Below are 25435 nucleotides of genomic sequence, written 5' to 3'. Positions count from 1 at the left end.
CTCTTATGACAAAAAGAAGCAATTCAACGAATTGCCCCTATTCTGCGTATTGTTCGAACTGTTCGCACAGTTGGTCGTAGACATCCGCTGTTTCTCCCTCCAACTGCAATGAACAACTCTGCAGGATTCGGTACATCGCTTGTAACATTGGCATACGTTCAGCAGTGGACTCGATCATCACTTGCTCTTCCAGCAGCTCCTGCAGCTCTGTTTGAAGTGTTAGTGAATCTCGTGGCACCATGTTGCCATTTCTTAAGACAAAACTGCCGTCTTCGTTCTTTAACATGTGTTGCTCCTTCAGCTCTTCCATTTCTTCATGAAACTGCTGATAGTGTTCAACCAATAGTTTTTTAAACCGAGTCCGTATACGGCTTTCCTTGGCTTCCAGCTTGAGCTGGTGAAGGAATACAATGTGTTTTTCCAAATTTGCTTTCAAAAACACTAACATGAGTACTCTCCTTTTATAGATGTATTTCGTTAAATAGTCTCGTCTGTTGACTGTTGTGCACGTGTCATAGCCAACTCGGATACCATTGTTGCCATTTTCTCTTGCAATGCCTTGAACTGTTCTTCAAGCTTTCTAAGTTCCACATCCGGGAACTGTGTCAGTACTTCTTCCATAATTCCGTTATCTAACAACATGTTGGTTACCTTGATGAGTTTTTCCACATCCAGCTTTCTAGGAATCGGAAGATCCGAGAATTCTTTTAGAAGAAGTGTGTTATATAACCCAACTGTATCTTTGATGACTTGATCCGTAACATCTGTTTTCTGTCTAAGTTGATCAATTAGAGATAAATAATTGGTGTTGACATTATCAATTAGCGATTTCCGAAAAAAGGTGTGAATCTGGACTTCATATTGATGGTCTGTTACATAAATCATTTTGCGCTGATTGTTTTTTGCATCTAGCGTACTTAGAGCTGCTGCCGTTAATTTTTTTGTTTTTGTCGTAGTCAATATGATCACTCCTGATTCTGATTTAAGGGTCCGATTAAAATAAGAACTTCCTGATATTACGGCTCTGTACTTGAGCAAATTATTAATGATATCAGGCGAAACATAGAAAAAGCCGCATGATCATGAATGAAGACACGCAACATTTCAAGCATATGACGAGGTGATATAATTCTGTAAAATGCTCAAGCTACTTCGGATAAACACAGAAAAGGACTGAACCAATAGTTGGTCCAGCCCCATCCTTGCACCTAAATTTTAGTCTTCCAATACGTCGATAACAACCATCGCTTTGGAATGAGTATCCTTCAGCACTTCACAAGTAAATGTAAATGGTTGCGGATCGCCCGTTGATGCCATCCCAATCGAGAATCCAGGCATTACTTTCAGTTTAGGAATAGTGTACACAGCCTCTACGTCGAAGCCATCTTCATTCTTCCAATTCGTCGTACCTTCAAGAAGGTACGTTCCTGGGAACACATCCGAAGCAACCGTCATACTTTGCGTAGTATCTGGCGCTGCATAGTAATAATCAGCAATAACTTTATCTCCCTCATTGAGAGTGGATTCTGTAAATGTCACAGTAGTACCTGTAATAGGAGAGGCAGTAAGTTTGGCATCCATAGATGATCCGTTTGATGTTTTGAAGAAATGCGCCAACTTGGATGTAAGTGGGGCATGACTAAGTTTGATTTCTCCTGTTTTACTCACTTCAAGAACCTCTTTTTTATGCACAGGTTTGGTTCCTTTTACAAATTTAGATCCTGTAAGAACAGCGAGGGATTCTTTAGAGATCAACGCATCTTCCATTGTCATGGTTACATCTTTCTCAGAATCCCAGCCAATTAGCTTCGGATGCCCTTTTCCACCACGTGCATATACGGTCTGTCCAGCAAACTCCATCGACGATGTCGTCAAACTTTCCAAATAAACAACCGGTTCCCCAGTCTTAACATCTTTCAATACTACATCCAAAATTTCACGTGATCCATATCTGCTCATAAAAAAATACCTCCGATAGTTTTATATAGTTTAATTTGATTGGTAAATCTGCTTGTTAATTTAATGGAGAAATCCAATGTTTTAACTTAATACTTTTGGAATCGGCCCCATGCAATAAAGCCTGAATGTTAACTTCATAATCATCCAATAGCTTCATACGATTAAACTGATCATTGAATTGAAAGAAATTCAGATCAAATACATTAAGAATGTTGATTCCATTGGCGTTAGAACTCAAGATGGATATCAAATCGGTAAAAGTTAAAGCATCCTCCGACGATGAACTTTCTTTTAATTCACGCACTCTGCGTTTCCGTGCAAGCATCTTTTCTCTTAATGCACTTGCTCGCTCATTGAGTGGATTGAAATCATCATCCTGTTTAGTCACTACACAATGTTGAATCTGAATAATTTTGACGATATGTTCCAGATCCGAATAGGACAAGCCGATGTCACCAGCCATAATACATGAATCCGAATAATTGAATTGAATTGCAACGTTAAGAAAATAATGAAAGGCATTCAGATAAGTAGCAACCAAGCTTTCGTTCCTGCTGTATAATAGTAGTTCGATCAACGTACCATCATACTCTTTCAGTGAAAGGGATGGATAAATATCCTCTATCCTAAGACTGACCAGATTTAGCTTTTCATTAAAGTTCTCATATCCTTCTTCAACGATTTCATCCAGTGACTTGGGAAAAATATTAAGACCTTGAAATACGATGGGTTTGTTAGCCAGCGTTCTTAATTTGATGTACTGTACATTCATCAAGCAAAATCCAGCATGCGATAGGCAATGCTATCCCCATAGTAGTTAGAGTTTATATCCAGAACATCCATCTTATAAAACTCCAATCGTCCCAAGCCTAAATCTTGATTCCTGGCGAAAAGTTCATCAATTTTACTGATAATAAAATCCGTGCGTAACAGCTCACTATTGGACTGACATAGCTGACGATGAGTGTACACATTAAAACATAGAATTCCTGCTTTATACTGATGCTGAACAGGTAAAATATTCTCAAGTGAGATAGAAACTACAGTTTTCAGTACATCTTCATTTTCATCGGGATTGCACCGGTGCGGGAAAATCCGTTTGTATATGTATTGTTTCGGATCAGCTACAATGGATTGTTCTAGATAGTCCGCTGTATCATAAGCAACAGCCTTCATCAGATCCTTTGACGTCAGCAACTTGTCAATAATCTTTTCTCTCGTGCTACTTAATTGAATGAATGTGGATCGAACCATACAGCACCTTCTTTTTTGAGTAATGGAGCAGCCCTGACTTGTGTCTGCTTAAAATAACTTTTGGCAGAACAACTAGGATTCATTTCCAATTGACGTCCCCCTTCTACATAAATGGTAACTAGACAGCAAAGGTCCCTTCATGGGAGTCTTTTCCCTTTGACTATCACTAAACACTCTCTTGAACAAACGTGGAAACCCTTGTTGTGACAGGCTTAGAAGGTATTTTCTAATGAGACGCAGACCAGAAAATAAAAAAGAAAACCATGATCAATACGACCATGATTTGCTTCAGAAACTGCTCAATCATACTAATGCAAGATATGTACGATCCGCTTGATGATATCCAGCTTTCTTACAGTCCTTGCAATACTTCATTCGATTGGACTTGGCCAACATACGTTTACCACAGATGGTACAGATCTTAATATTCTCGCCTTTCCATCGTAGGTACTCTAATACAAAATCATCGAAACGCTCCAAATAAAAAGCAATGTTATCATTCTCGCAAGCAAACTGCACTTGTACATTTGTTGAATCCACTCGCTTGCTTCCTGTGAGATAACCCTGTTGAATCAGTTTATACACCAACAGCCCTTGATCCTTTTTACTAACTGCCATTTGACTATCACTGTATACTTCTTTCAAATCGTTATTAACCCAATACGTACTATTTTCGTTGATAAGGTTGTTGATTTTGCTATACACAAGCATTACAAATGCTAATTTCTCTAGTCGTATGCTTTTTAATGCTTTGATCTTTTGGAGTTCAGCAACCGTTATCGGTATTTTATTAATTTCTATCATTGTACTTTTCTGATCTTCTTTTCTCCTTTTTATCCAGCTCATGGTCTGATTGATGACACGTGTTAGATACATATCCCATTGAACAGTATTATAATCTGGATAGTGTTGGGTCATAAATTGGTCTAATGACATATGAACTTCATGCTCGCTCTTCCCTTGTTCAAATTCATATTTAACCAGACATGCCAACGTTTTAGTTGGCTTCTTATCCATTTTCCCATGTGTAATGGCCTGCTCCGCATGATGACGTTCATTCAGAATGATTTTCAAGGGCGTTGCTCCTTCACATGCATTTGGGTCATTTTAAAGGTTCTTCCCGCGTATTCAATATCGCCCTCCGGGTCTCTAACCGGATAATGGATGATGTGATCATTGCTGAGCAATAGATTGCGAATAATCTGATCCCCGGAGACATCCCATACAAATTGCTTTGATTTCTCGGCATTTCGATAACACATGTCCACAATCATATTGCAAAGATCTTCTTCGTTATTGCAGATCTCCAGTGCCTGCTCCTTGAAACGTGAAACAAACAACTGCCATCGGGCTGATCTTTCTTCCTTTTTCACCTTACTCTTGCGCAATTTAGTCATATAGCTACGTAGCTCTTCGTTATGCATCTGATATAAACGTTGAATCTCTTTATAACGAGCTTGGGAGTATTTCTTGGTACTCATCAATATCGTATGATCAAACTGGCTCTCGGACTGTTTTAACTTTAACTTGTTGAACTCGTCTTCCACTTGATGGCATAACCGGTTCATCACAGATGGTGCCGTGGATACAGGCATTCTCTGTGCATACTGTGCCAGGAACTGTTCCTGATCCGGAGATAGCTCCTTCTTCGAATACAACTCATCCACAGTCATGCCAAATAACTGCAAGCACTTCTGACTCGTTTTTTCTACATAGGTGGTATATTCTTTTTTCTGCTCCGGGTCATTGTATATGAAAAAATAAGGCTTCTTGTGTGCTACCATTTTCAAGGCTGACTCGTCCGTTACCGCAGCGCGAATATCATACCAATGCTTCGGCATTTTTTTACATTCAATCCCTTTAGCCTGATCAATAGCATTTTGTTGATAATGCTGACCACATTGAATTCGGTACATCATTTCCTGATATTCTGCACTATGCTCCTCATAATTGGCTAATACATCAAACATTGATGTAATTTTGTTCGTTGTAAAACCGATCAGATCACCAAAGCTGTCTTTGTTGGCCTGAATCAGATCCTTTTCATCCGGAATTTTTTGGGCTGAGGTTTTCTGTACACATACAATCGCATCAAGCTCCTGAATTGCCCCAAGAATTGTGTGGTTGTCTGTAGTTAAGACCTGATCACTATCCATATCTGCACCATTTAAGGAATGTGTCGTCGTATCCCATGAATTTAAGATCGTGACCGTGTTCATATAGCGATACCAATGCTGCATCTCATCTGTATTTTGAAAACGAAGCACCTTAATATTGTTATGACAAGTCATCGGAGCTCTGAAGCAAGCTACGCGGCCCACATGGCGTTCATTCCAATATCTGGAGTAGAACTGACCCGAGCTCAGCAATCCTGTTAAAGGTATGCCAAAAATGCTCTGACACAATGTATAGGGATCGCCAGATATAATGCTGAAATTGCCTTTCACTCTTAGAACTCCGATCTTGGCTTCATTCATTCGCTTACGTATTAAGGTATGAATTTTGCTCCGCACAAAAGGATCATCTATAAGTCGTGGGTCTACCATCAACCCTTTAATATAATCATCTGGACTATTTCTATAATCGTTCTCATGAATGTGAATTCCTTTGAGAAATAAAAGTGCCTTGCGATAGTCTTCACCCAGTACATCTTTAATCGAGTCTACCGTGGGACGAATAAGTTCACCAATCTCGTTATCATCCAATTGGAGCGACTGAATAAACTGGTAGTTTAAATGACGCTCATCCTCCAATTCTTCGGGTGTAACTTTCGTAACGCTGAACGTGTAGCCATAATAACCGCAACATAACAGATAATCGTCGATACTGTTGTACGAGCTCCAGAGTTTTAGCATGGACGTTGTGATGATGAGGTCTACCTCTCGAATATCCACAGGATTACCCCAGGCATCGTCCACCATATATTTGCCTGCAACTCGATCAGCAAATTGGTGATAATCAAATGTAAAGACCATACCTTTACAGAAGCTATTACGGATACAGAAGCCACTTGGGATATATGCATGTCCCAGCTCGGTTGCCCATCGTTCACTAAGTGCAGGAGAGATAAGACCGAACCCATCACTCATATTCATCTGAATAGGCTCATTTTTCTTACTCTCAATGCGAGGGTACTCTGTCTCGGTATCATCAATCTGAATGATGTCCGCGCCAAATTCAGTTATGCAATCTTGAACAACCAATACACGTTCGGGATGTGACACAGGTGTGCTTGTACTACAAGCCAAGGCCTTATATGCCTCCAGTTTGGCAGGAACTAACTCCTTATTTGGGTCTCTGCCGTTATTCAATCGTTTCTCCAAAAGCGGGTGAATATCTTCATTCACATAGATGACCGTCGAACTTTTGGCTCCACCTGTTGTAGCCAATAAACGCTTGTATTTCTTGCCGTTGATGGAGAAGGCTTTCGATGAATTCAGCCGGTCATAGTCTTTATTGTTTTCAATGACTACCAGCAGGTAATCATCGGCAAACTTCAGATTTTTCAGTTCTTCATGCAATTTCTTCATTGTTCTTTTATGTTCAGCATTGGTTTTCAAGGTTTTTAACTGCTGCATTTCCAACTTGATTCTAGCCAGATCTGCCTCTCTATCCTTGTAGCCTCGAATACGATCTATAAAACGAAACACCTGATGGTTTCCAATAGATGCCACTTCTCCATTTACTGTCGCTTCCTGATAAGTAAGATGCAGATCATAATCCGCTTTTCTAATTCTGGAAGATGTAATTTTATAAACGTATCTCAATCGATCCTGATATGCATTGCCCATTCCCGATTCCCCCTGTTGCTTCCTGTCCTGATTAAATAAATTATAGATTAGACCCGCACGACTGGCGCAGGCAAACAGGACGATCAGGGGATGAAAAAAGAAGAATATTTGGTCTTCTCTGGGGAGAATTTAAGGGGCACTCCGGGACTGGATTCATCTCGAATCGGCATATTTCTGCGTCTCTAGCACTATGATAATTTCCTTTTTAATGATATAGTGAATTGAAGCGTTTTTTTGAGCTGACATACTTTTTAACGGGGCTGGGATGAATGAAAGAAACCTTATCCAATCAAGAGGACATCGGCTTTTTATTTAATGTCGATATACTTATTAAGAGCCGCTCAAATGCATTGGCACTGCAGTCCCTGTTGGAGTTCATAAACAATGAAGAACAAATTGCGGACTTTCGGATTCAATCCGGCATAGAGCTAGGCAAAATTATTGAAGCGACACTCCAGTCCAAGAAGGACTCTTTCGTTACACTTCACAACGAACGCAAAAAATCACAAGCCAACGCATTACAGAAGGCGTCCATTGCACCTCAGACACCTGCCTCACCTGCTCCAGTCAAAACACAGAATCAGCAAGAAAAACCGGTTAGCGAGAAAAAGCCTGCCACCCAAACATCCAATGTTTCCGATGGAAACTCGTTTGACGCGTGGATTGACACGCTCATTAAAGAGAATAAACTCACCCGTATTGTTGTCAATAACAAAAACGGTAAACATCAGAGTATTCCTTGCCGTATTCTGAATTTTGATCGAGATACCAGTATTGTGAGCATCTACCATGTCGATGAAAAACAGGTGTATACGTTCCGAACCAATGAAATCGATGAGTTTCTGTAACTAACTTCATCCGATTAAAACAAAAAGCAACTTGCGTTAGAATGACGGGACATTCTAACGCAAGTTGCTTTTTTAGTTCTATAGTTCATGCAGGATTGAACCTTCCGAGATTGGTTTGGACCGATCAGGAGCGATCCTTACCTCGTTGCCATACATCTAATGCCAATAACAACCATCCGGCAATGAAGGCTACCCCACCAATCGGTGTGATGGCACCCAGAATCTTGATGCCAGAAATACTAAGCACATACAGGCTGCCCGAGAACACGATAATTCCGATAAACAACAGACGCGCTGCCCACTTCAATTTCGTCGATGCCCCAAGTTGACCAGCCGTTAAGCCAATAATGAGCAAAGCCAATGCATGAATCATGTGATATTGCACACCCGTCTCATATGTAGCAATGGCCGCGGGCCCAATCGTATCCTTGAGCATGTGAGCACCAAACGCACCAATCGCCACCGACAGCATGGTCATTACAGCTCCAAGCATCATCCATCTTCGTTGCATGTAAGTTCTCTCCCTTAATTCAACTACTCTTCACTCCTATTATTGTAGCGAATCCACTCCTTCTTTACCAGTCGGGGTGGAGCTTCATAGAACATATGTATGTTTATACTTACTAATCCTATCCCTACCCTATATATCGTAATATATCGTAGAAAACTGGCGTAAATCCTTGATTTTTATCGATATTTATGGAAAAGTAAACAGGTATGTCATCGTTGTATTTTAAGAGAGAATCATTACTCATCGATTAGGTTAATAACACTCAGTACGATGATTAAGGGGGGCAAGTCAACATTATGGATAATCGCGATTCTTATAATTCAGGTTATAACAACACGGGTCAGAACCCTGGCCATGCAGATCCATACAATAACAATGGGTATGAAGCATACCCGCCAGATCATGAGAGACAACCAATGGTACCACTGAAACATTCCGGACCTGGAATCGCCAGCTTTGTCATTGGATTGGTTGCAATCTTGGGTTATATTCTGATATTCTTTATTGCCACCATGGCTGTAAACGAGTCCATCGGAGTTCTAACCCCGTTGCAGACAGAAGAGATAGCCTTGCATCCAGCAGTGGTTCTGGCTTCATTAGCCATTCTGGTCTGCCTGATACTCAATCTGGCCGGAGGCATCGTCGGAATTATTGGTCTTGTCCTCAAGAATCGAAAGAAAGTTTTTGCCATTATCGGAACCATATTAAATGGAATCATGATTCTGTTATTCGTTGGGCTTATTTTGGTAGGCATGACGCTGATGTAATGCTTTGCATCAACGTCATGTTTCCTTATAATTAAAATGAATGGGTTTACACATAAGTATAATCTATATTTTTTGCCAAAATCATTGTTTTCAAAGGAGATTGACATGTCACGAATCAAAATTTTTGCGGATAGCACAAGTGATCTGGCCCCAGAATGGATCCAGCAGCACGATATCGGTATCATCCCCTTATATGTCGTGTTCGGTGAAGAATCACTGAAAGACGGTGCTGAGATTAAGCCTGAACAGCTATATGAACGTGTCAGCCAAGATGGGCGTCTTCCCAAAACAGCTGCACCTTCCCCCGCTGATTTCATAACGGCATTTCAACCTTACATAGATCAAGGGGATGAGATTCTATATATCAGCTTATCTTCTGAACTTTCCTCTACCTATCAAAATGCACGACTAGCGAGTTCCGAGTTCCCGGAAGGTCGAGTCTCTGTCATTGACTCACAGAATCTCTCATCAGGAATTGCGCTGATGGTGATGAAAGCTGTACATGCTGCTGATAAAGGACAAAACCTGACTCAGATTACACACCTGATTGAGGCGATGAAATCAAATGTACGCACGGAGTTTGTCATCGATACATTGGAGTATCTGCACAAAGGCGGACGCTGTTCGGGCATGCAGAACCTGATTGGAAGCCTGTTGAAGATTCGTCCTGTCATCCGGGTAACGGATGGCAAGATGGCACCTGCCTATAAAGTGCGCGGTAAACGGGAGAAAGCTCTGGAACAAATGCTGAATAATACGCTAAGCCAGAAGGATCAGATCGATCCAGACCTGCTGATTGTTGTGCACACCATGGCTGAAGAGGATGCGCTTGACTTGCAGAAGTCTTTGCAGGAACAAACGGGTGCCCGAGTGGAACTAACCACTGCTGGATGTGTAATATGCAGCCACTGCGGCCCAAAAACGATTGGAATCATCTATAACACTGTTTTATAGTATTACACGTAATATCGGATCGTATTACCCAATCCTTTCTTCTGGATCTGTTGTGGTTACATCCAATACTTGGACGGGCGTACCCATACAACCAAAAAGGGCATTCCGAGCTTAATCGCTCAGGATGCCCTTTAATATTTTGCTAAACTTTTGTATGACCTGCATTTGGTCCATTGCTCATTATGATAATGGATCAATAAGTTTTGGTCCGCAGATCATCCAGACTTTTAAATGCATAACCTTGCTTACGTGCCTCATCAATAATGGAAGCCAGTGCTTCCGTGTTGTCTTTGGATACCGAATGAAGCAAAATGACAGCCCCCGGATGAAGTTGCTTCAGTACCTGTTGATGAGCATATTGTGCACCACGCTGCACATTAGTATCCCAATCTTTATAAGCAACAGACCAGAACACGTTCACATACCCTTGAGCATGACTCTCCGCAAGCGTGCGATTGTTAAAGATCCCTCGTGGTGGACGTAGAAAGGTCGCTTGTTGACCCGTCAGCCGATTAACCTCCGACTTAACCTTCTCAAGTTCCTCTCTAAGTTTTTCATTGGAGATGCGGGTCATATCCGGATGACTCCATGAATGATTACCCACAATATGACCTTCAGCCGCCATACGTTTGACCAACTCAGGCTGATCTTTCAGATAATGACCTGTCACAAAGAAAGCAGCTGGCACCTTCTTGGTACGCAAAACATCCAGTATGGCAGGTGTGAATCCATTCTCATACCCGTTATCAAACGTGAGATACAATTCCTTCTGCTTTGTATCCCCCAGGAAAATGGCATCGTTATGTTGTAAGATCGATTTAAAGCCTTCCTGATCAATGGAGGGCAGTTGACCATTTTGACTTTTTTTGAAGCCAAAGTGATACGCTCCGGTAACCGGTGATGCTTCAGTCTGTGCCGGTACCATACTGATGGATAACAGTCCCAACAGTATATATAGAACCATTCGCTTCATTCTATCCGCTCCTGTTCCTGAAAAATTCGGTTAGTCGTTTGCACACACGAATACCTTCAGGTAATATGCCACAGGAACGGCCAATGTATGTAAATCATTAGCGATCGAAACGTTTATTTTCAGGTTGTGGCGGAGATTGATAAAACAATTCAAGTAAGGTCTGGGGTTTGCCACTGGAAGCAAGCCATTCCCTCACGGTCTGTATGGCACGGGTCTGTCCATCTCCTCGATCACGCCATGTAAGCAGCTCGATAACTTTGATAATCAAGGCCGACATATTGTGATTATCCAATTCAGATCGTTCTGCCCTCAGCTTGTGGTACAAAGCTTCCTGCTCCCAATCCAGTAGAATTTCATCACCAATGGTTGGCTTCAAAAGTGTATACGCTCTGTCACAACCTTTACAACGAACCGTGCGGACCTGTTCATCTATAAATTCCGCTCGGACATCCTGCTGGCAATCCGGGCATTTGAATCCAACTTGTATGTTTTGTATGTTTTCGTTCATGACATTGTTCCTCCTGCGTTGTGGGCATTTGCATCATTCAATGCAAATACTCCTTGGATATATGCATAATGCTTATGTATGTACTACATCTATACCCGATATTTTGTCGATTCACGCTTATTTTGAAGAAATCTGTAAGGTGCTATAATCTTGTAAATATGTTAAAATATTATACATACCATGGTAGGGAAAAGGCGGGATACTCATGTCGAAGGAAGAGCGCAATATAACCTGGCAATCATCCAGCATCAACAGACAAGACCGGGAGAAGCATAATGGGCACCGGAGTCGTGCCATATGGTTTACCGGGTTATCAGGTGCAGGAAAGTCATCCCTTGCATTTGCCCTGGAGCAATATCTCTACGACCAAGGCGTACGCTGTTATGTTCTTGACGGGGATAATGTACGTCATGGACTGAACCGTGATCTCGGTTTTACAGCAGGGGATCGTCAAGAAAATCTGCGGCGAATCGGTGAAGTATCAAAGTTAATGGTAGATGCCGGGTTGTTTGTACTTTCGGCTTTTATCTCTCCTCATGAACAGGATCGGGAGATGGTCAGACAGTTATTTGAACCAGATGATTTCATTGAAATCTATGTGCGCTGTTCAATTCAAGAATGTGAGCGGCGTGATCCCAAGGGGCTGTATAAAAAAGCTCGCAACGGTGACATCCCGCATTTCACAGGCATTTCCGCCCCCTATGATGTACCAAAATCTCCTTCATTCATCATTGATACGGAGCAATCTTCCATTGAGAAAGCCGTGCAAGAGATCGTACAACATTTGGAACAGATCGGAGCTCTCCAGCTTCCGCGCCCTTCCAATACAGAACTGGTCCATTAATTCTTGCTCATTATACTAACCTACTTACATGAAAGGCGCGCCCATAGTGGCGCGCCTCTTTACTTTATGTCATAACCTACTTTACTGCCCCACAACACCCGCTTGCATATTAAGAAGCTTGCTGAACGTCCCTACCGGATCAGTAGATAACTGCTGGTACCCGCCTTCTTGAATCACCCGACCTTCATCAAGCACAATGACACGATCTGCCGTCCGAATCGTGGACAATCGGTGTGCAATCACGATAATGGTCACATGTCCTTTTAGCCGTTCCAGCGCCTCATGAATGTACTGTTCATTCTCACTGTCGAGCGCACTTGTTGCTTCATCAAGTACCAAGACCGAAGGATTACGCAGCATGGCCCGAGCAAGCACCAATCGCTGACGTTCGCCCCCGGATAGCCGAATACCCCGATCACCAATAATCGTATCCAGACCCTGAGGCAGCTTCCTCACAAAAGCCGCAGAAGAGGAAAATTGCAAAGCCTGCCACATCTGCTCTTCACTTGCATTAGGATCAACCAGACGCAGATTCTCACGAATACTTGTATGAAATAGGAATGGGTCTTGGGAGACATATCCGATGGAACTTCGCCAGCTCAATAATCGTTCTTCTGACAGAGGAACACCGTCAATCAGAATACGACCAGTTTCAGGCCTCACGAGGCCCATAATCAGATCTATCAGCGTGCTCTTGCCTGCCCCGGATTTACCTACAATTGCGGTCATACCCCTTGCTGGAATCGAAGCTTGCACATTTCTCAATGAGTATGTATCACTTCCCTCATAGCGATAGCAGACATCCTCACACGTGATAGATTCCTTCAGTTCCATAGGTTGAATGCCATCAGTTCCAACGTCTCCTGCCGAAGCAATCTCTGCACTAATTTCACGACTCTTCGCCGTCTGCGCTTGCAGTTCTCTGACTACCCGAAATGCAGGCAGCATGGAGCTGATGTACTCCAGATTGGACTGAATCGCCGTAAATCTTGGCCATAATCGGGAAAAGATAAGGATAATGAGCAGCAGACTTGCTGGAGGCACCGTCATTACACGGAGAGAAAGATAGATGAATGCCGCAATAATGATTGCCGCGGACATCCGGTGAATCAGCTGTGTTCCACTGTTCAATTGACTAAATTGAATGACGTTGCGTTCAATCTGTCTGCACATACGCTCAAACCAGTTCATATGTGACCGCTCTAGCATGTTGCTCTTAATATCCTTAATGCCGTTGAAATGCTCGGTAATACCGTTATAATAACTTTGCGAGAATTCAGAGGTCTGGTCCCCGATCTGCTTGGCCCGCTTGACGAATTTTCGTAATACAAAAAATAATAACAATCCACAGACCAGCACAAGTGCCGTCAACTTGGCGGATAACCAGAAAGCGAGACCAATCTGAATTCCCGTAAAGATCAGAGAGGCTGCCATTTGCAGCATAATGCTTGTTCCCTGGCTCACACGTGCAAGTTCAGTCGTTAATATATGGTTAAAATCGGATTTTCGTTTTTGGAGAAAAAATGACCATTGCGCCATGATAATGGCACCATAGGTTTCCATGCGCAGCGTTCGTACAAATTGCTGCTGGATTCGAGTATTACGGATCGTCTGGAGACGCTGCATCCAAGCCTGTCCGGAGACAATCAACACAAAGGTGAACAATACGAGTAACAATTGGCTATTTTCAGAAAAACGATTCAACACGTCGCCAAGCCAGGGAATGTTTAAGCCTGTGGAGCCCATCTCAAATATGCCAATCAGACTCAGCATCGGAACAAGCATGTAGATGCCGATCCCTTCCATGAGACTGATACAGATCATCCCTAGCAGATTCCAATATAAAATGGGCCCCGTAACATGATGCAACTTTCGCATGAAATACCTTAATTCCGAGATCATACTTTACCCCTTTCCGTCACCGTATACCTTTTAATTCGCCGCCAGAACCAGAGAAACGGACGTAACGGAAAGTACAGAAAAAACAAAGAACGCGGAAGCGGCAATTGATCCACATCCCATGTACTTGGATATAAACGTTCAATAAAGAAAAACCATTTCTGTTTTGTACTTCGAAGTTTAAACAAATACGATTGATAAGACTTCATATCAGCCGGACTTTCCAGCATATCGTTCATGAACTTTGCGCCTTCGCTGGCTAATCGCTTGCCTGTACGGTCACTCAAGGACATTAAGGACCTGTACTCTACATCCAGCGGCGTATTCAGCAGCTCCGAGGCCAGATAAAGAGCCTGTGAACCGATTGATAAACGTCCCTCCGCTTTCAGCCGCCGTTCTACTTTCTTCACATCAAGTGGCATGCTGCGGATCATCTGGTCGATATCCAGTAACCAGCGCAGTCTGAACCAGCCATGACGTGCTCCATGGGTTACGAGATAGGCCCATAGATCTTCTTGTTCAAGCATACGGACAGGTGTCTGTGTGTATGAACTGAACCGGCTGCGTTTCCACAGCAATTCAAAATCGGTTTCTTTACCCGAATCCGGATTCAGACGCCAATGGATCTCCACTTGAGTCCGTTTGACCGGATGGGTGTAACAGATATGATGTTCCCGCCATTTCCAGCTGCGCACTGTAGGTGCCCGCTCCCCTTCCTTGGATACGTATCCGAGGGTAGCCAGAATGTTCTCAGCTGCTTCTACATCAGCCAAAGGAATCAGGATATCCAGATCTTTGGAGGTTCGCATGGATACGTCCCCATAGAGGTCATGAGCCAGCGCTGGCCCCTTTAGTGTAATATTGCGGATGCCGCGTTCACGGAAAGCTCCACACACCTGCTCCATTTCAGCTGTTAGATGTAACATGCGAAACGTATTGACCGTATATTGTTGTCTCAGACTCTCCATAACATCTACAGGAATGATTGCAGAGTTTAATTCTTTCATTTTCAAATAAAGGACAGAGTATAAGCGGTGATGATAGACAAGCCGCAGAAAGAGCTGCCAATCGGTTCCTTGCAAACCCGCCTTGAATTCTTCAGGGGACAGAGTCGTCAGATCACCTCTAATCATGCTCAAAATCAGCTTAAGCTCCTTCGGAAACCCTGATGAATAGAGTTCACTTTCATGTATCATAGACAATCTCCCCAGATCCCTTCTCCGGACACCGTTTGCCAAACACACCGACAACCGTATATTGGTCCATAGTATCAGCTCCGGTCACGATCAATTTACCACTTCGCAGCCAGGCATGAGCCATCATATGTCCTTGCTTATTCCGTGCAGTCCCCATGTATAACGTACTCTCTATCTTGCGTCGCTCAAGCATCTTCATCCCGGCAATCGCCATTACAAGGCAGCGGCTTTCCCATAACGTATATTTACTGGCGAGCGAAATTGCTTTGGAAATATTCCGTATGGTGATGACCTCGCTGCGTTCGAGTCCTGTCATCGGTGTTTCTACCATAGGCGTACCCAGCCCTGGCGCGATTTTGGCAAATGGCATAGCCTTCTGAATGCGTGCCCAGCCAAGGAGGATATAGGCCTCCCATACCAGTCGACGCATCGACCGCGGGAGCGAGAGATAAACCTTTATTTTTCGCAACATGATTCTACACTCCGCGAGTAACGTCGATTAAACCTTCACGGGACAGATGTTCCAGGAATTGCACCACCTGCTCACGACATACATCTGGCTCAATCTCATACTCCGCTGCAAGTACCTCAACAACTTCACCCAGCGTGCGTTCTTCTGCGATCAGATCCCAGATTCGTCCACCGGTACTCCCCAGATTATAGTATTTTCCAGAGCTAATGCTCATCATGACTTTCTCACTGCCCATATCACTGACCAGATTGCCTTCCTTCCGGGTTACCCGGTCTTCCACATTCATCGGCGTAGTCGCTGTCATTGTCCTGTATGCACTCCTTTACGTATATGATCTGTGATCCGATCCACCATCTCAAATGCTGTAAACTCCGCACCCGTTCTGACCAATCTGCCAATCTCCACACTTGCTGAAAGTCTTGAAGCCGTCTCGAACAACCACTGTGCCAGCCCCTGCCTTGCAACGAGCCCACCACGGAACGTATGCGAGCATAACAGATGCAGTCGTTCTAGCCCCGTCACTTCAACCAGTTGAACAGATGTATGGTTCTCCTCTGGTTGTGGAGCAAGTTCGAATATCCCAGCTAGGGGTACGGCCATCTCATGAAAATAGTGCTGAACAGGTATCGCATACTTCGTAATCTCTGCGTGAACCGTTGCATAATCCTGCTCCTTCATGCCGAAACCATCCAGACTGGGCTGCCACAATTTCTGTTGTGGGTAACCAGGTGATACGATGGCTCTTCCCCCGGCATCCCAGGTCAGTGCAACAACATCATCGGTGAGAAGCGGATATCCGCGTGATGCCAGTGCGGCCGACAGTGTCGATTTGCCTGCTCCCGAATGTCCGACAAATGCGTAAGCCCAGCCATCAATAACCACTGCACTACCATGCAGTGGAAGAATGCCACGCTGCATCATAATGACCGCCATACATGTGCCCAGAATGAATAATCTGACCTTTTTCTCATCTGCACCCGGTATAGGGGATACGACAATGCGCTTTCCTTGCTCCATTAGAAACAGACCTGTATCTTCGATTTTGAAAAAAAGACTGCCCTCTCGTGCCACAAAGTTGTCGTTGCCTACATCCCAATCCTCCCACAATGGGGTCAGATCTGAAGACTCGATGTGCACATCCACGACATCAAAATCAGTCTCTGCATCCTTGGGTGCGATCTGTAGTTCAGGCATTCGAATTTGGCTCGACCAGCGTAGACCATACGCCACATAATGCACAGGCAACAATGAACGACGCCTCCTTCGTAATAAAATGTAAAAAAAGCCCTTATATTCATGTTGCTCAATATAAGGGCGGAGGCGAAAAGCTGGATTTGTTGCATTTCCGCCCTTTAAGTATGATGACACTTCATAAAACTTAACAACTTAGGAAGTTGGATCGTACAGATCCGCATCGTGAACCGTTACCCAGTCAATTTGTCTGTAGCCAGTACCGGCCATCGTTTGATTGACTTCCAACACTTCAAGAGCTGGTGCTTGCCATTCCTTTTTTTCCATTTGCATCGTATTCACCTCCTTTCATGTGCCCTCATTCAGAATTTCCGAATGAACCGATAGACAATCAGACTATGCATCATCAATCGCAGATCTGGATGTGAAGCAAGCTCTGGTCTCGGACTCGGAAAGTTCGCCAGGGCAGATTTGATACGCTCCGTGTTTAATATGCCAGCGACCTTGCTGTCAGAACACAAAGCACGCAACTCAGCCGTAAAGGCATCCCAATTCGGAATGATGCGATGTAACCAATCTGCCGGCTGCACACCCCGTACCCGTTGATTCAGTCTGACCTTGTCAGGCAACTCCGGTGAAGTAGCCCGGCGAATCAATGAACGATCCGTCCCGTGTTTCACATATTGTTCAATCGGTACAGACAGGCAGAATCGGATGACTCTGACGTCAGAGGTCGGGTCACGTTCCCAAGCCCGATAACGGAGAGAACATTTTGTGGCTACAGCGCCGTTTTTGTTTGCAATGGCCAGATTATTGAATTTCTCGGCACGCACTTTGAGTGCATCAGCCTGGGCACCGCCCTGCAGAACGATAATGGATTTGAGTCGTTCCAGTACACCTGTTCTCTGCGCAAAGTCAGGATGAATCAACTGTACAGAAGCGGCCTGGCTTGCTCCTTTGGACTGCGCCTTGAACCATTCCGGATATGCCTTTTTCCCGGTGATCTTGGCTATACGGGAGAAGGGCATGCCCGTTCGTTCACTATACTGCTGCATTTCACGGAACCAGCGGTACCACCGACCACTTTTCAGTAGACTGGCGTAATAATCCAGAGCCGGCCCCCAGGAAATGGTGAAATTACCACGTGCGCCTGTGAGCAGGATGCCTGCATCTTGCTGGCTCGCTTTTTCATAGAATCCGCGAATCCAGAACGAATTTTCAAAGTATTTATAAGGCATCTCCATAATGTCGAGCCAGGTATCTACTTCACTAAGTGGACTTCTGCCTTCAAAATCAAGGTAGTTCTCCGTGATATTGCCGACGTGATTAATGGTTGAACGTATGAAAGGCCGTTCGTCTGCGAGCAACGTTTTCGACGTATAATCTGTAAAATCCGGTACGGGAACATAACTATAGGCCTGCAGCCGTTTACCCTGACTTCTCAGTGTTCCGGAAGCAAAACCAACCACGGCTCCCGAGTCCAGTCCGCCACTTAATGCAGCAGCCACCTGTCTGTGCGTTCGTAGTCGTGATCCAACCGCCTGCCCAAAGACCTCCCGAAACGCTTCTACATACTCACCATCGGATTTAAGCCTTAGAGGTTCGACTTCATTCCAGCGATGATATTGCTTCAGCTCCAGTCTCCCATCCCGGAAGACAAGTGTATGTGCAGAAGGCAGCTGGCTTATTCCCCGATATACGGTCGAATTGATATCTGCTGAATCATGCATGTCAGGAATGGCAAGGAATTCGGACAACCAGGTCTCATCCAGTTCTTTATGTACCCCTTCAAGCCCGAGCAACGGATTCATGAGTGTGCAGAAGGCAAAACGTGAACCATCATGTCGGTAATAAAAAGCTCTCATGCCTGTAATATCTCTTGCTGCATACAGTTTTCGATTCCGGTCATCCCATATCGCGAATACAAAATCCCCCAGCAATCGGACAGCCACATCGTCTCCCCAGCGCTGATAGGCACGCAAGATCAATTCACTATCCGCCAACATAGCCAGTTCAGCTCTGGATATCTGTAATTGATCTGCCAGTTGTTCCCGGTTATCCAGAATCGCATCTGCCGTGATGGTCAGACCACTTTCCTCATCATATAAAGGCAACTTCTCGCTAACCGATTCCGGTGTAATCCATTGGGCATGACAGCTGAGGAACGCCTCATTGCCTTTCCACACTCCTGTTGTATCCGCAGGGACATGCCCCAGGCTTGCGTACAGACGCCAGCTGTCTTCCCATAGCGCCTGCTGACCATCGTTGTGAACAATTCCTGCTATGGCGCTCATGACTTGCCTCCCCGTAGAATCTTGCGCTGTGAAGCCCAGGCGCTGATCTGATGACCAAATGGTACCCATGATTTGATACGCTGTATTTTGCTTTGAGCAGAAGCCAGCTGTACTTTCAAGCGTTCTCGCTCACTGTATCCCCGCTCCAGACGATGATCTGCTGCCCGTAATGCGGCTTGCAGCTGTCTGATCGTTACCAGTGCAGCTAGCGTCGGGTCTGTCTTTTCCGGTTCTTCGGCAACTTGGTCATTAAGATTCCCAAGCGGATCATGAACGACAGAATCTGCCGGTTGCATTCGGTATTGCTGTTGCCACTGGCAACCGGTCGCTGCTGTCAACTGATGCGTGATTCGGTCAATGACCTCTTGATCTGGACTTGCATCATAATGTACACCCGTCCATTGTTCGGCTTCTGCCAGCTGTTCACTGTATCCCATCCGGTGGAACAGATCTGCCCCCATCACACGGCAATAAAGTTCAACTTCATGGGGTTCTAATATGTTTTTCCAGTTGTTAACAGAATCCTGATGTGCCTCTTGATGCGAAGAGAGGAATGGATCACCTACACCCATACTGTAGAACATGTCAGACTTGGCACTGTCCAGAAACTGTCCATACTGCTCCATACCCTGTTCATATCGAATTCCCAGAAACGCGCATAGTTTCTCAAGTTCTTCCTGAGGATTGGATACCAATCGTTCATATTGCAATTCATACGCATTGGGATGTGGTTTGGCAAAATAATCATTCAAGCGGAGCATCCCAAGTGTGAGATCTACGGATTTCATATTTAATTTGGGGCTCTGCAGACTATGAATCAGGTCGAATCCTTCTCCTGTGTGGCGGTTTACCTTTTTGAATGATGCAGCTACGGCCAGAGGATTACGCTGGAGATGAATACGCTTGGACTGAGGGAACAGACGATCCAGCCATTCCAGCATGTAATAGTATCGTGGAGATTTATCAACGATGAAGTCTGCTCCGCTCCCTTCCAGGAATCCATTGTAGATTTCAAGAGCAAAACTTCTGCACGCCTTTTCGAAAACATCCTCGGATACCATGGCATTGTAGAACTGACGAATGATGGAGCTACCACCATAAGCACGTGAATCAGCCTTGGGTAAATCGACAAGATTCATCAGAAACCACATTTCCTGGGTGGCAAATATACGACTATGATTTTGCAGCATTACGGTGGATAAGGAACTACCACTGCGGGGAACACATAGTAAGAAAACAAGTCCGTTACCTTGAGCGTCGATCAATGGCAGCCTCTCCTCTATTCATTAGTATAAATATGTAGCTGGGATAGACCAGACTCTACCTTTGTGTTTGGCAAAACGAGTAATATGCAAGCTATAGGTCAGCATTTTGCAATATTCCGTCGGAAGCTCCCCCCGGAATGAGGCAAAACACATGGTTACATTCGACAACTCTCAGATACAATATGTATTTATAGTTTTACTCTATGATACAAAATGTATCATGTCAATCTTTTATTTTCACCTTTTCATAAATTCATACTCTTTCACTGTATTCTGCTGTCTGTCATTTAAGCACTTATTCATAATCAATTATGTTCTGATTGCACAAACGCGAATAAGCTCCAGACATGTTCTGTGAGGAACAATGCCTGAAGCCATACGTAATCCGTTGAGAAACTTAATATGAAAACGGGTGAACAACCATCAGGTAAACCTTATATTTGAACTTTTCCCAGGAGCTCCAGCGCTCCTATTTCGCTCTTCTTCCTGATCTGCACGTGTAGCATCCTGCATTCCCTCCTGTACCTTCACGGTTAACAATACGGCAATACCCGCGACGAAAAAGAAAATTAACGACAGAATACCCCAACGTGTGGAACCTGTTATTTGCCCAACATAACCAAACACAAATGGACCAAAGATCGAAGAGAATTTGCCTGTAATATTCACAAAACCAAAATACTCTCCTGTTCTGCCTGCCGGCATCAGATTGCTAAATAGGGAACGCGCTGTGGATTGACTCACCCCCTGCACAACACCAACCAACCCGGCGAGCACATAGAAGTGGATCGCTTGTGTCATGAAATAACCGAGAATTACAATACATATGTAGACCGATAAGCTAACGATTAATACCTGCTTTGCTCCCCAACGCTGTGCCCATGCTCCCAGTAACAATGTACACGGGAACCCGATGAACTGGGTTAACAGTAGTGCGAGCATCAGGTCGGCTGTGCCTATACCTATACTTGTCCCATAAATTGTAGCCATTAGAATGATGGTATTAATGCCGTCATTAAAAAACCAGAAAGCCACCAACATGCGGATTAACTGGGGAAAACGCCGCATCTGACGAAAGGTTTGCCGCAGTCTGCGCACTCCCACCGCAGCATACCCTTTCCACGTTACGGGAAGATCCGGTGAAGCAGGCCGTCTCGGAGCATGACGAAAGATCGGTATCGAGAACAATAACCACCACAGCGAGACGGAGATAAATGCAAGTCTTGTGCCTGCCAGTGTATTGCTCATCCCGAACCAGCCCGGTTGCTGAATCATCAGCAGGTTCACCGCAAGCAGCAAACCTCCTCCAATATAACCATAGGCATAACCTTTGGAGGATATCATGTCTCTTCGTTCCACAGGTACCAGATCCGGCAGCATTGCATCGTAAAAGGTGTTACCACCCGCAAAACCAATCGTAGATATGACAAGCAACGCGGAAGCAAGGAACCAGTCCCCTTCACCGATTGCGCTGAATCCCAATGTGGCAAGGACGCCTATAATTGCAAATACACGCAGGAAGTCGCCTTTCCGTCCAGACAAATCAGCCAGCGTGCCTAGCAACGGTGTTAGCAGAGCTACGCACAACATGCCAATGGAGTGTGTATAAGCCAGGTAGGAGGCGGCGGTATCCGTATCCAGTGTTGCGGCAGCCACCGAAGCATAGAATACGGGCAATACTGCCGCCAGTACTGTTGTTGCATAAGCCGAATTGGCCCAATCATACATAATCCAAGCCTTGATCGCCTTTTTATTCACATAAATCCTTCCTTTTCATGCATCTCTATAGTCTGTGTTCAAAAAGTGTAATTGGCCTTTTTAAACAACCTCTATCAGATGCCAGATCGATGTCTTTCTCCTATTGTAAAGGAAGGATATCACACTTGTTCACTGTTTCTGTAAAAAATGGAGCAGTTCTGCTCTTACGACTCACCTTACCTCTGAGGTGAACTTGCGTAATTGTATCATTTTATATCCACTCTCATCACATATCGTCCTCGCCCGTGAATATACTTAATTACCGACAGGCCAAACTGTGCCGCGTAATCAATGGGGGGTGCCTACATGTCAAATTCACACCAGCCTTACTCGTTCGTCGTGTCGAAGGAAGATTGGTCGCTTCACCGCAAAGGGTACCAGGACCAACAGCGCCATCAGCAAAAGGTGAAAGATGTCATCAAGCAGAATCTGCCTGATCTGATTACGGAAGAAAACATCATCATGTCTGATGGAAAACAAATCATCAAGGTACCAATCCGCAGTCTGGATGAGTACCGTTTTGTGTATAACTACCAGAAGCAAAAACATGTCGGTCAAGGAGACGGTGACAGTCAGGTCGGAGACGTCATCGGTCGTGATCCCTCTGCTTCGCAGAAACCCGGCAAAGGCGAAAAAGCTGGCGATCAGCCTGGTCATGATATTGTGGAAGCCGAAGTTAGTATTGAGGAATTGGAAGATATGCTCTTCGCTGAGCTGGAATTACCCGATCTGAAGCAGAAAGACAAAGACCTGATTGAGACACATACCGTAGTTTTCAACGATATTCGCAAAAAAGGCATGCAGTCCAATATTGACAAGAAACGTACCATTCTGGAGAATCTGCGTCGCAATGCAACGACCGGTACGCCAGGCATCCATCACATCAGTCCAGATGATCTGCGCTACAAGACTTGGGAAGATAAAATCATTCCACAATCCAATGCCGTTATTATTGCCATGATGGATACATCCGGGTCCATGGGTTCGTTTGAGAAATACTGCGCGCGCAGCTTTTTCTTCTGGATGACCCGTTTTCTACGCCGTCAGTATGAGAAAGTTGAGATTGTTTTCCTCGCCCATCATACGGAAGCCAAGGAAGTAACCGAAGAAGAGTTCTTTACCCGTGGCGAGAGCGGAGGCACCATCTGCTCCTCTGTATATATGAAGGCACTGGATATTATTGACAGCCGGTATCCACCTTCTAGCTACAACATCTACCCTTTCCACTTCTCTGACGGGGATAATCTGACCTCGGATAACGAACGGTGTGTGAAGCTGATCGGCGAGTTAATGAAGCGTAGCAATATGTTTGGATACGGCGAAGTGAATCAGTACAACCGCAGCAGCACACTGATGTCGGCTTACCGTCATATCAAGATGGATCAGTTCATGTATTATGTGATCAAAGAAAAAGGCGAAGTGTACAAAGCTTTGCGCAGCTTTTTCCAGAAACGGGAAGGAGGCAGCGTTAGATGACAGATGAGATCCGCGACCTAGAATACGCTATTGCCGAGATTATGGAGATTGCCAATGGTTTTGGACTGGATTATTACCCCATGCGGTACGAAATCTGCCCATCGGATATTATTTATACATTTGGAGCCTACGGCATGCCGACCAGATTCAGCCACTGGAGCTTTGGTAAAACATTTCATAAGATGAAAATGCAATATGATTTTGGACTCAGCAAAATTTATGAGCTTGTCATCAACTCCAACCCTTGTTATGCCTTCCTGCTGGACGGCAATTCCCTGATTCAGAACAAATTGATCGTAGCCCACGTATTGGCACACTGCGATTTTTTCAAAAACAATGCCCGCTTCTCCAAATCCAACCGTAATATGGTCGAAAGTATGGCCGCTACGGCGGATCGGATCAGCAATTATGAGATGGAGTATGGAACGGAAGCCGTTGAAGCATTTATCGATGCCGTGATTGCAATTCAGGAACATGTAGACCCACAGCTGATTAAACCCCGTCATTTGGACAAACAACGCTATATGGAGATGAAAATGCGGGAGCAGCGCGGTGAGAAAGCACCACGGCCGGAAGGTCGCTATGATGATCTGTGGTCACTTGATGACGTGCAGACCGAAGAAGCACCCGCGGAAGGTATTCAGGTCCATCACTTTCCGCCTGAACCGGAGAAGGATATCATGTGGTTTATACAAGAGTTCTCGGAAGTGTTGACCGACTGGCAGCGGGATATCATGAGTATGATGCGTGAAGAGATGTTATATTTCTGGCCACAGATGGAAACCAAAATCATGAACGAAGGCTGGGCCTCCTACTGGCATCAACGCATTATCCGTGAACTCGATCTGAACAGTGAGGATACAATCGAATTTGCGAAGCTCAACTCCTCCGTGGTGCAGCCATCCAAACAAAGTCTGAATCCGTATTATTTGGGATTGAAGATTTTCGAGGATATTGAACGGCGCTGGGATAACCCAACCCGTGAAGAACAGGAACGTTGGGGACGTAAACCAGGCCAAGGTCGTGCCAAAATGTTCGAGGTGCGTGAATTCGATTCCGATACCTCCTTTATCCGCAATTACATGACCAAACAATTAACCGAGGATCTCGACCTCTACGTATTTGAGAAAAAAGGGCCGGACTGGAAAATCACCGACAAGTCCTGGGAGAACATACGGGATCAGCTCGTATTTTCACGTGTCAACGGCGGCTCTCCTTACTTAGTCGTGCAAGATGCTGACTATCTGCGGACCGGTGAACTCGTACTCAAACATCAATATGAGGGCATCGAGCTGGATCTGAAATATATGGAACGCACCCTGCCTTATCTGTATCGCCTCTGGGGACGTACCGTACATGTGGAGACACGTGTCGAGGATAAACCGATCTGGTTTACGTATGATGGCAAGAAGCACCACCGCAAGTTTTTGTAAGGTTCCAACAGCCCTTTCCCTTTTAAAAAAGAGAACCTTCGT

25 protein-coding genes are annotated in these 25435 nt (G+C 44.6%); 6 read left to right on the top strand and 19 right to left on the bottom strand.

Annotated elements, in window-relative coordinates:
- Positions 1-37 precede the first annotated feature (37 nt).
- The 7 genes from V6669_RS09240 to V6669_RS09210 form a co-directional block, all read right to left on the bottom strand.
- Positions 38-448: a hypothetical protein gene (locus V6669_RS09240; protein WP_264929884.1), complete on the bottom strand. Its 411-nt coding sequence runs from the start codon at positions 446-448 to the stop codon at positions 38-40.
- 29 nt (positions 449-477) lie between these two features.
- Positions 478-960 (bottom strand): hypothetical protein, encoded by a 483-nt coding sequence (locus tag V6669_RS09235; RefSeq protein WP_338593108.1) that lies wholly within the window; start codon positions 958-960, stop codon positions 478-480.
- Positions 961-1215: 255 nt separating this feature from the next.
- Positions 1216-1959 (bottom strand): hypothetical protein, encoded by a 744-nt coding sequence (locus V6669_RS09230; protein ID WP_338593105.1) that lies wholly within the window; start codon positions 1957-1959, stop codon positions 1216-1218.
- 55 nt (positions 1960-2014) lie between these two features.
- Positions 2015-2731 (bottom strand): hypothetical protein, encoded by a 717-nt coding sequence (locus V6669_RS09225; RefSeq protein WP_338593103.1) that lies wholly within the window; start codon positions 2729-2731, stop codon positions 2015-2017.
- Positions 2731-3213 (bottom strand): hypothetical protein, encoded by a 483-nt coding sequence (locus V6669_RS09220; protein WP_338593101.1) that lies wholly within the window; start codon positions 3211-3213, stop codon positions 2731-2733. The genes V6669_RS09225 and V6669_RS09220 overlap by 1 nt, the downstream gene beginning before the upstream one ends.
- Positions 3214-3516: 303 nt before the next feature.
- Positions 3517-4287 (bottom strand): hypothetical protein, encoded by a 771-nt coding sequence (locus V6669_RS09215; protein WP_338593099.1) that lies wholly within the window; start codon positions 4285-4287, stop codon positions 3517-3519.
- The gene (locus V6669_RS09210; protein ID WP_338593096.1) at positions 4284-7004 is read right to left on the bottom strand and encodes a hypothetical protein; all 2721 of its coding nucleotides are present in this window, start codon (positions 7002-7004) and stop codon (positions 4284-4286) included. Before V6669_RS09210 ends, V6669_RS09215 begins: the two co-directional genes overlap by 4 nt.
- Before the next feature lie 269 nt (positions 7005-7273).
- Here V6669_RS09210 and V6669_RS09205 point away from each other — a divergent pair, with 269 nt between their 5' ends.
- Positions 7274-7852, top strand: coding sequence for a hypothetical protein (locus V6669_RS09205; RefSeq protein WP_338593093.1), 579 nt, complete (start codon positions 7274-7276; stop codon positions 7850-7852).
- Positions 7853-7976: 124 nt separating this feature from the next.
- On the opposite strand, the gene V6669_RS09200 is transcribed toward V6669_RS09205, so the two are convergent.
- Entirely contained in the window at positions 7977-8363 is a 387-nt protein-coding gene (locus V6669_RS09200) for a DUF423 domain-containing protein (RefSeq protein ID WP_017689551.1), read from the bottom strand.
- A gap of 296 nt (positions 8364-8659) precedes the next feature.
- On the opposite strand from V6669_RS09200, the gene V6669_RS09195 reads away from it, so the two are divergent.
- Positions 8660-9130, top strand: a complete 471-nt coding sequence (locus V6669_RS09195; RefSeq protein WP_338593090.1) for a hypothetical protein — start codon at positions 8660-8662, stop codon at positions 9128-9130.
- 105 nt (positions 9131-9235) lie between these two features.
- Positions 9236-10084 carry a DegV family protein gene (locus V6669_RS09190; protein WP_338593088.1) on the top strand — a complete coding sequence of 283 codons (849 nt, stop codon included), beginning with the start codon at positions 9236-9238 and terminating at the stop codon, positions 10082-10084.
- 193 nt (positions 10085-10277) lie between these two features.
- Here the strand turns inward: V6669_RS09190 and pdaA are convergent, their stop codons facing one another.
- Complete coding sequence (gene pdaA / locus V6669_RS09185; RefSeq protein ID WP_338593086.1) at positions 10278-11057, bottom strand: delta-lactam-biosynthetic de-N-acetylase; 780 nt, start codon at positions 11055-11057, stop codon at positions 10278-10280.
- A 97-nt stretch (positions 11058-11154) separates the two neighbouring features.
- Positions 11155-11565, bottom strand: a complete 411-nt coding sequence (locus V6669_RS09180; protein ID WP_338593084.1) for a hypothetical protein — start codon at positions 11563-11565, stop codon at positions 11155-11157.
- A gap of 205 nt (positions 11566-11770) precedes the next feature.
- Here V6669_RS09180 and cysC point away from each other — a divergent pair, with 205 nt between their 5' ends.
- Positions 11771-12409 carry an adenylyl-sulfate kinase gene (gene cysC, locus V6669_RS09175; protein ID WP_338593081.1) on the top strand — a complete coding sequence of 213 codons (639 nt, stop codon included), beginning with the start codon at positions 11771-11773 and terminating at the stop codon, positions 12407-12409.
- An 81-nt stretch (positions 12410-12490) separates the two neighbouring features.
- Here cysC and V6669_RS09170 read toward each other — a convergent pair whose 3' ends face one another.
- The 9 genes from V6669_RS09170 to V6669_RS09130 form a co-directional block, all read right to left on the bottom strand.
- On the bottom strand, positions 12491-14308 hold the full coding sequence (locus V6669_RS09170; RefSeq protein ID WP_338594886.1) for an ABC transporter ATP-binding protein: 1818 nt from the start codon (positions 14306-14308) through the stop codon (positions 12491-12493).
- Entirely contained in the window at positions 14308-15441 is a 1134-nt protein-coding gene (locus V6669_RS09165; RefSeq protein WP_338594885.1) for a nucleotidyltransferase family protein, read from the bottom strand. The genes V6669_RS09170 and V6669_RS09165 overlap by 1 nt, the downstream gene beginning before the upstream one ends.
- A 52-nt stretch (positions 15442-15493) precedes the next feature.
- Positions 15494-15976, bottom strand: a complete 483-nt coding sequence (locus tag V6669_RS09160; protein WP_074094340.1) for a lasso peptide biosynthesis B2 protein — start codon at positions 15974-15976, stop codon at positions 15494-15496.
- Between the two features lie 4 nt (positions 15977-15980).
- Positions 15981-16280, bottom strand: coding sequence for a lasso peptide biosynthesis PqqD family chaperone (locus V6669_RS09155; protein ID WP_017689560.1), 300 nt, complete (start codon positions 16278-16280; stop codon positions 15981-15983).
- Complete coding sequence (locus V6669_RS09150; RefSeq protein WP_338593074.1) at positions 16277-17224, bottom strand: aldolase; 948 nt, start codon at positions 17222-17224, stop codon at positions 16277-16279. Before V6669_RS09150 ends, V6669_RS09155 begins: the two co-directional genes overlap by 4 nt.
- Before the next feature lie 138 nt (positions 17225-17362).
- Positions 17363-17494, bottom strand: coding sequence for a paeninodin family lasso peptide (locus V6669_RS09145; RefSeq protein ID WP_105408482.1), 132 nt, complete (start codon positions 17492-17494; stop codon positions 17363-17365).
- Between the two features lie 35 nt (positions 17495-17529).
- The gene (locus V6669_RS09140) at positions 17530-19461 is read right to left on the bottom strand and encodes an asparagine synthase-related protein (RefSeq protein ID WP_338593071.1); all 1932 of its coding nucleotides are present in this window, start codon (positions 19459-19461) and stop codon (positions 17530-17532) included.
- A complete protein-coding gene (locus tag V6669_RS09135; protein WP_338593068.1) occupies positions 19458-20726 on the bottom strand; it encodes a sulfotransferase in 1269 nt (422 codons plus the stop codon). Before V6669_RS09135 ends, V6669_RS09140 begins: the two co-directional genes overlap by 4 nt.
- 423 nt (positions 20727-21149) lie before the next feature.
- Entirely contained in the window at positions 21150-22484 is a 1335-nt protein-coding gene (locus V6669_RS09130) for an MFS transporter (protein ID WP_338593065.1), read from the bottom strand.
- A gap of 306 nt (positions 22485-22790) precedes the next feature.
- On the opposite strand from V6669_RS09130, the gene yhbH reads away from it, so the two are divergent.
- Both yhbH and V6669_RS09120 read left to right on the top strand, forming a co-directional pair.
- The gene (gene yhbH, locus V6669_RS09125) at positions 22791-23960 is read left to right on the top strand and encodes a sporulation protein YhbH (protein ID WP_036609998.1); all 1170 of its coding nucleotides are present in this window, start codon (positions 22791-22793) and stop codon (positions 23958-23960) included.
- Complete coding sequence (locus V6669_RS09120) at positions 23957-25393, top strand: SpoVR family protein (protein ID WP_289391852.1); 1437 nt, start codon at positions 23957-23959, stop codon at positions 25391-25393. The genes yhbH and V6669_RS09120 overlap by 4 nt, the downstream gene beginning before the upstream one ends.
- Positions 25394-25435: the final 42 nt, after the last annotated feature.

This window comes from Paenibacillus sp. Y5S-9 (genome assembly GCF_036894235.1).
Classification (GTDB): Bacteria; Bacillota; Bacilli; order Paenibacillales; family Paenibacillaceae; genus Paenibacillus.
This window is presented reverse-complemented; position numbering and strand designations above follow the sequence as displayed.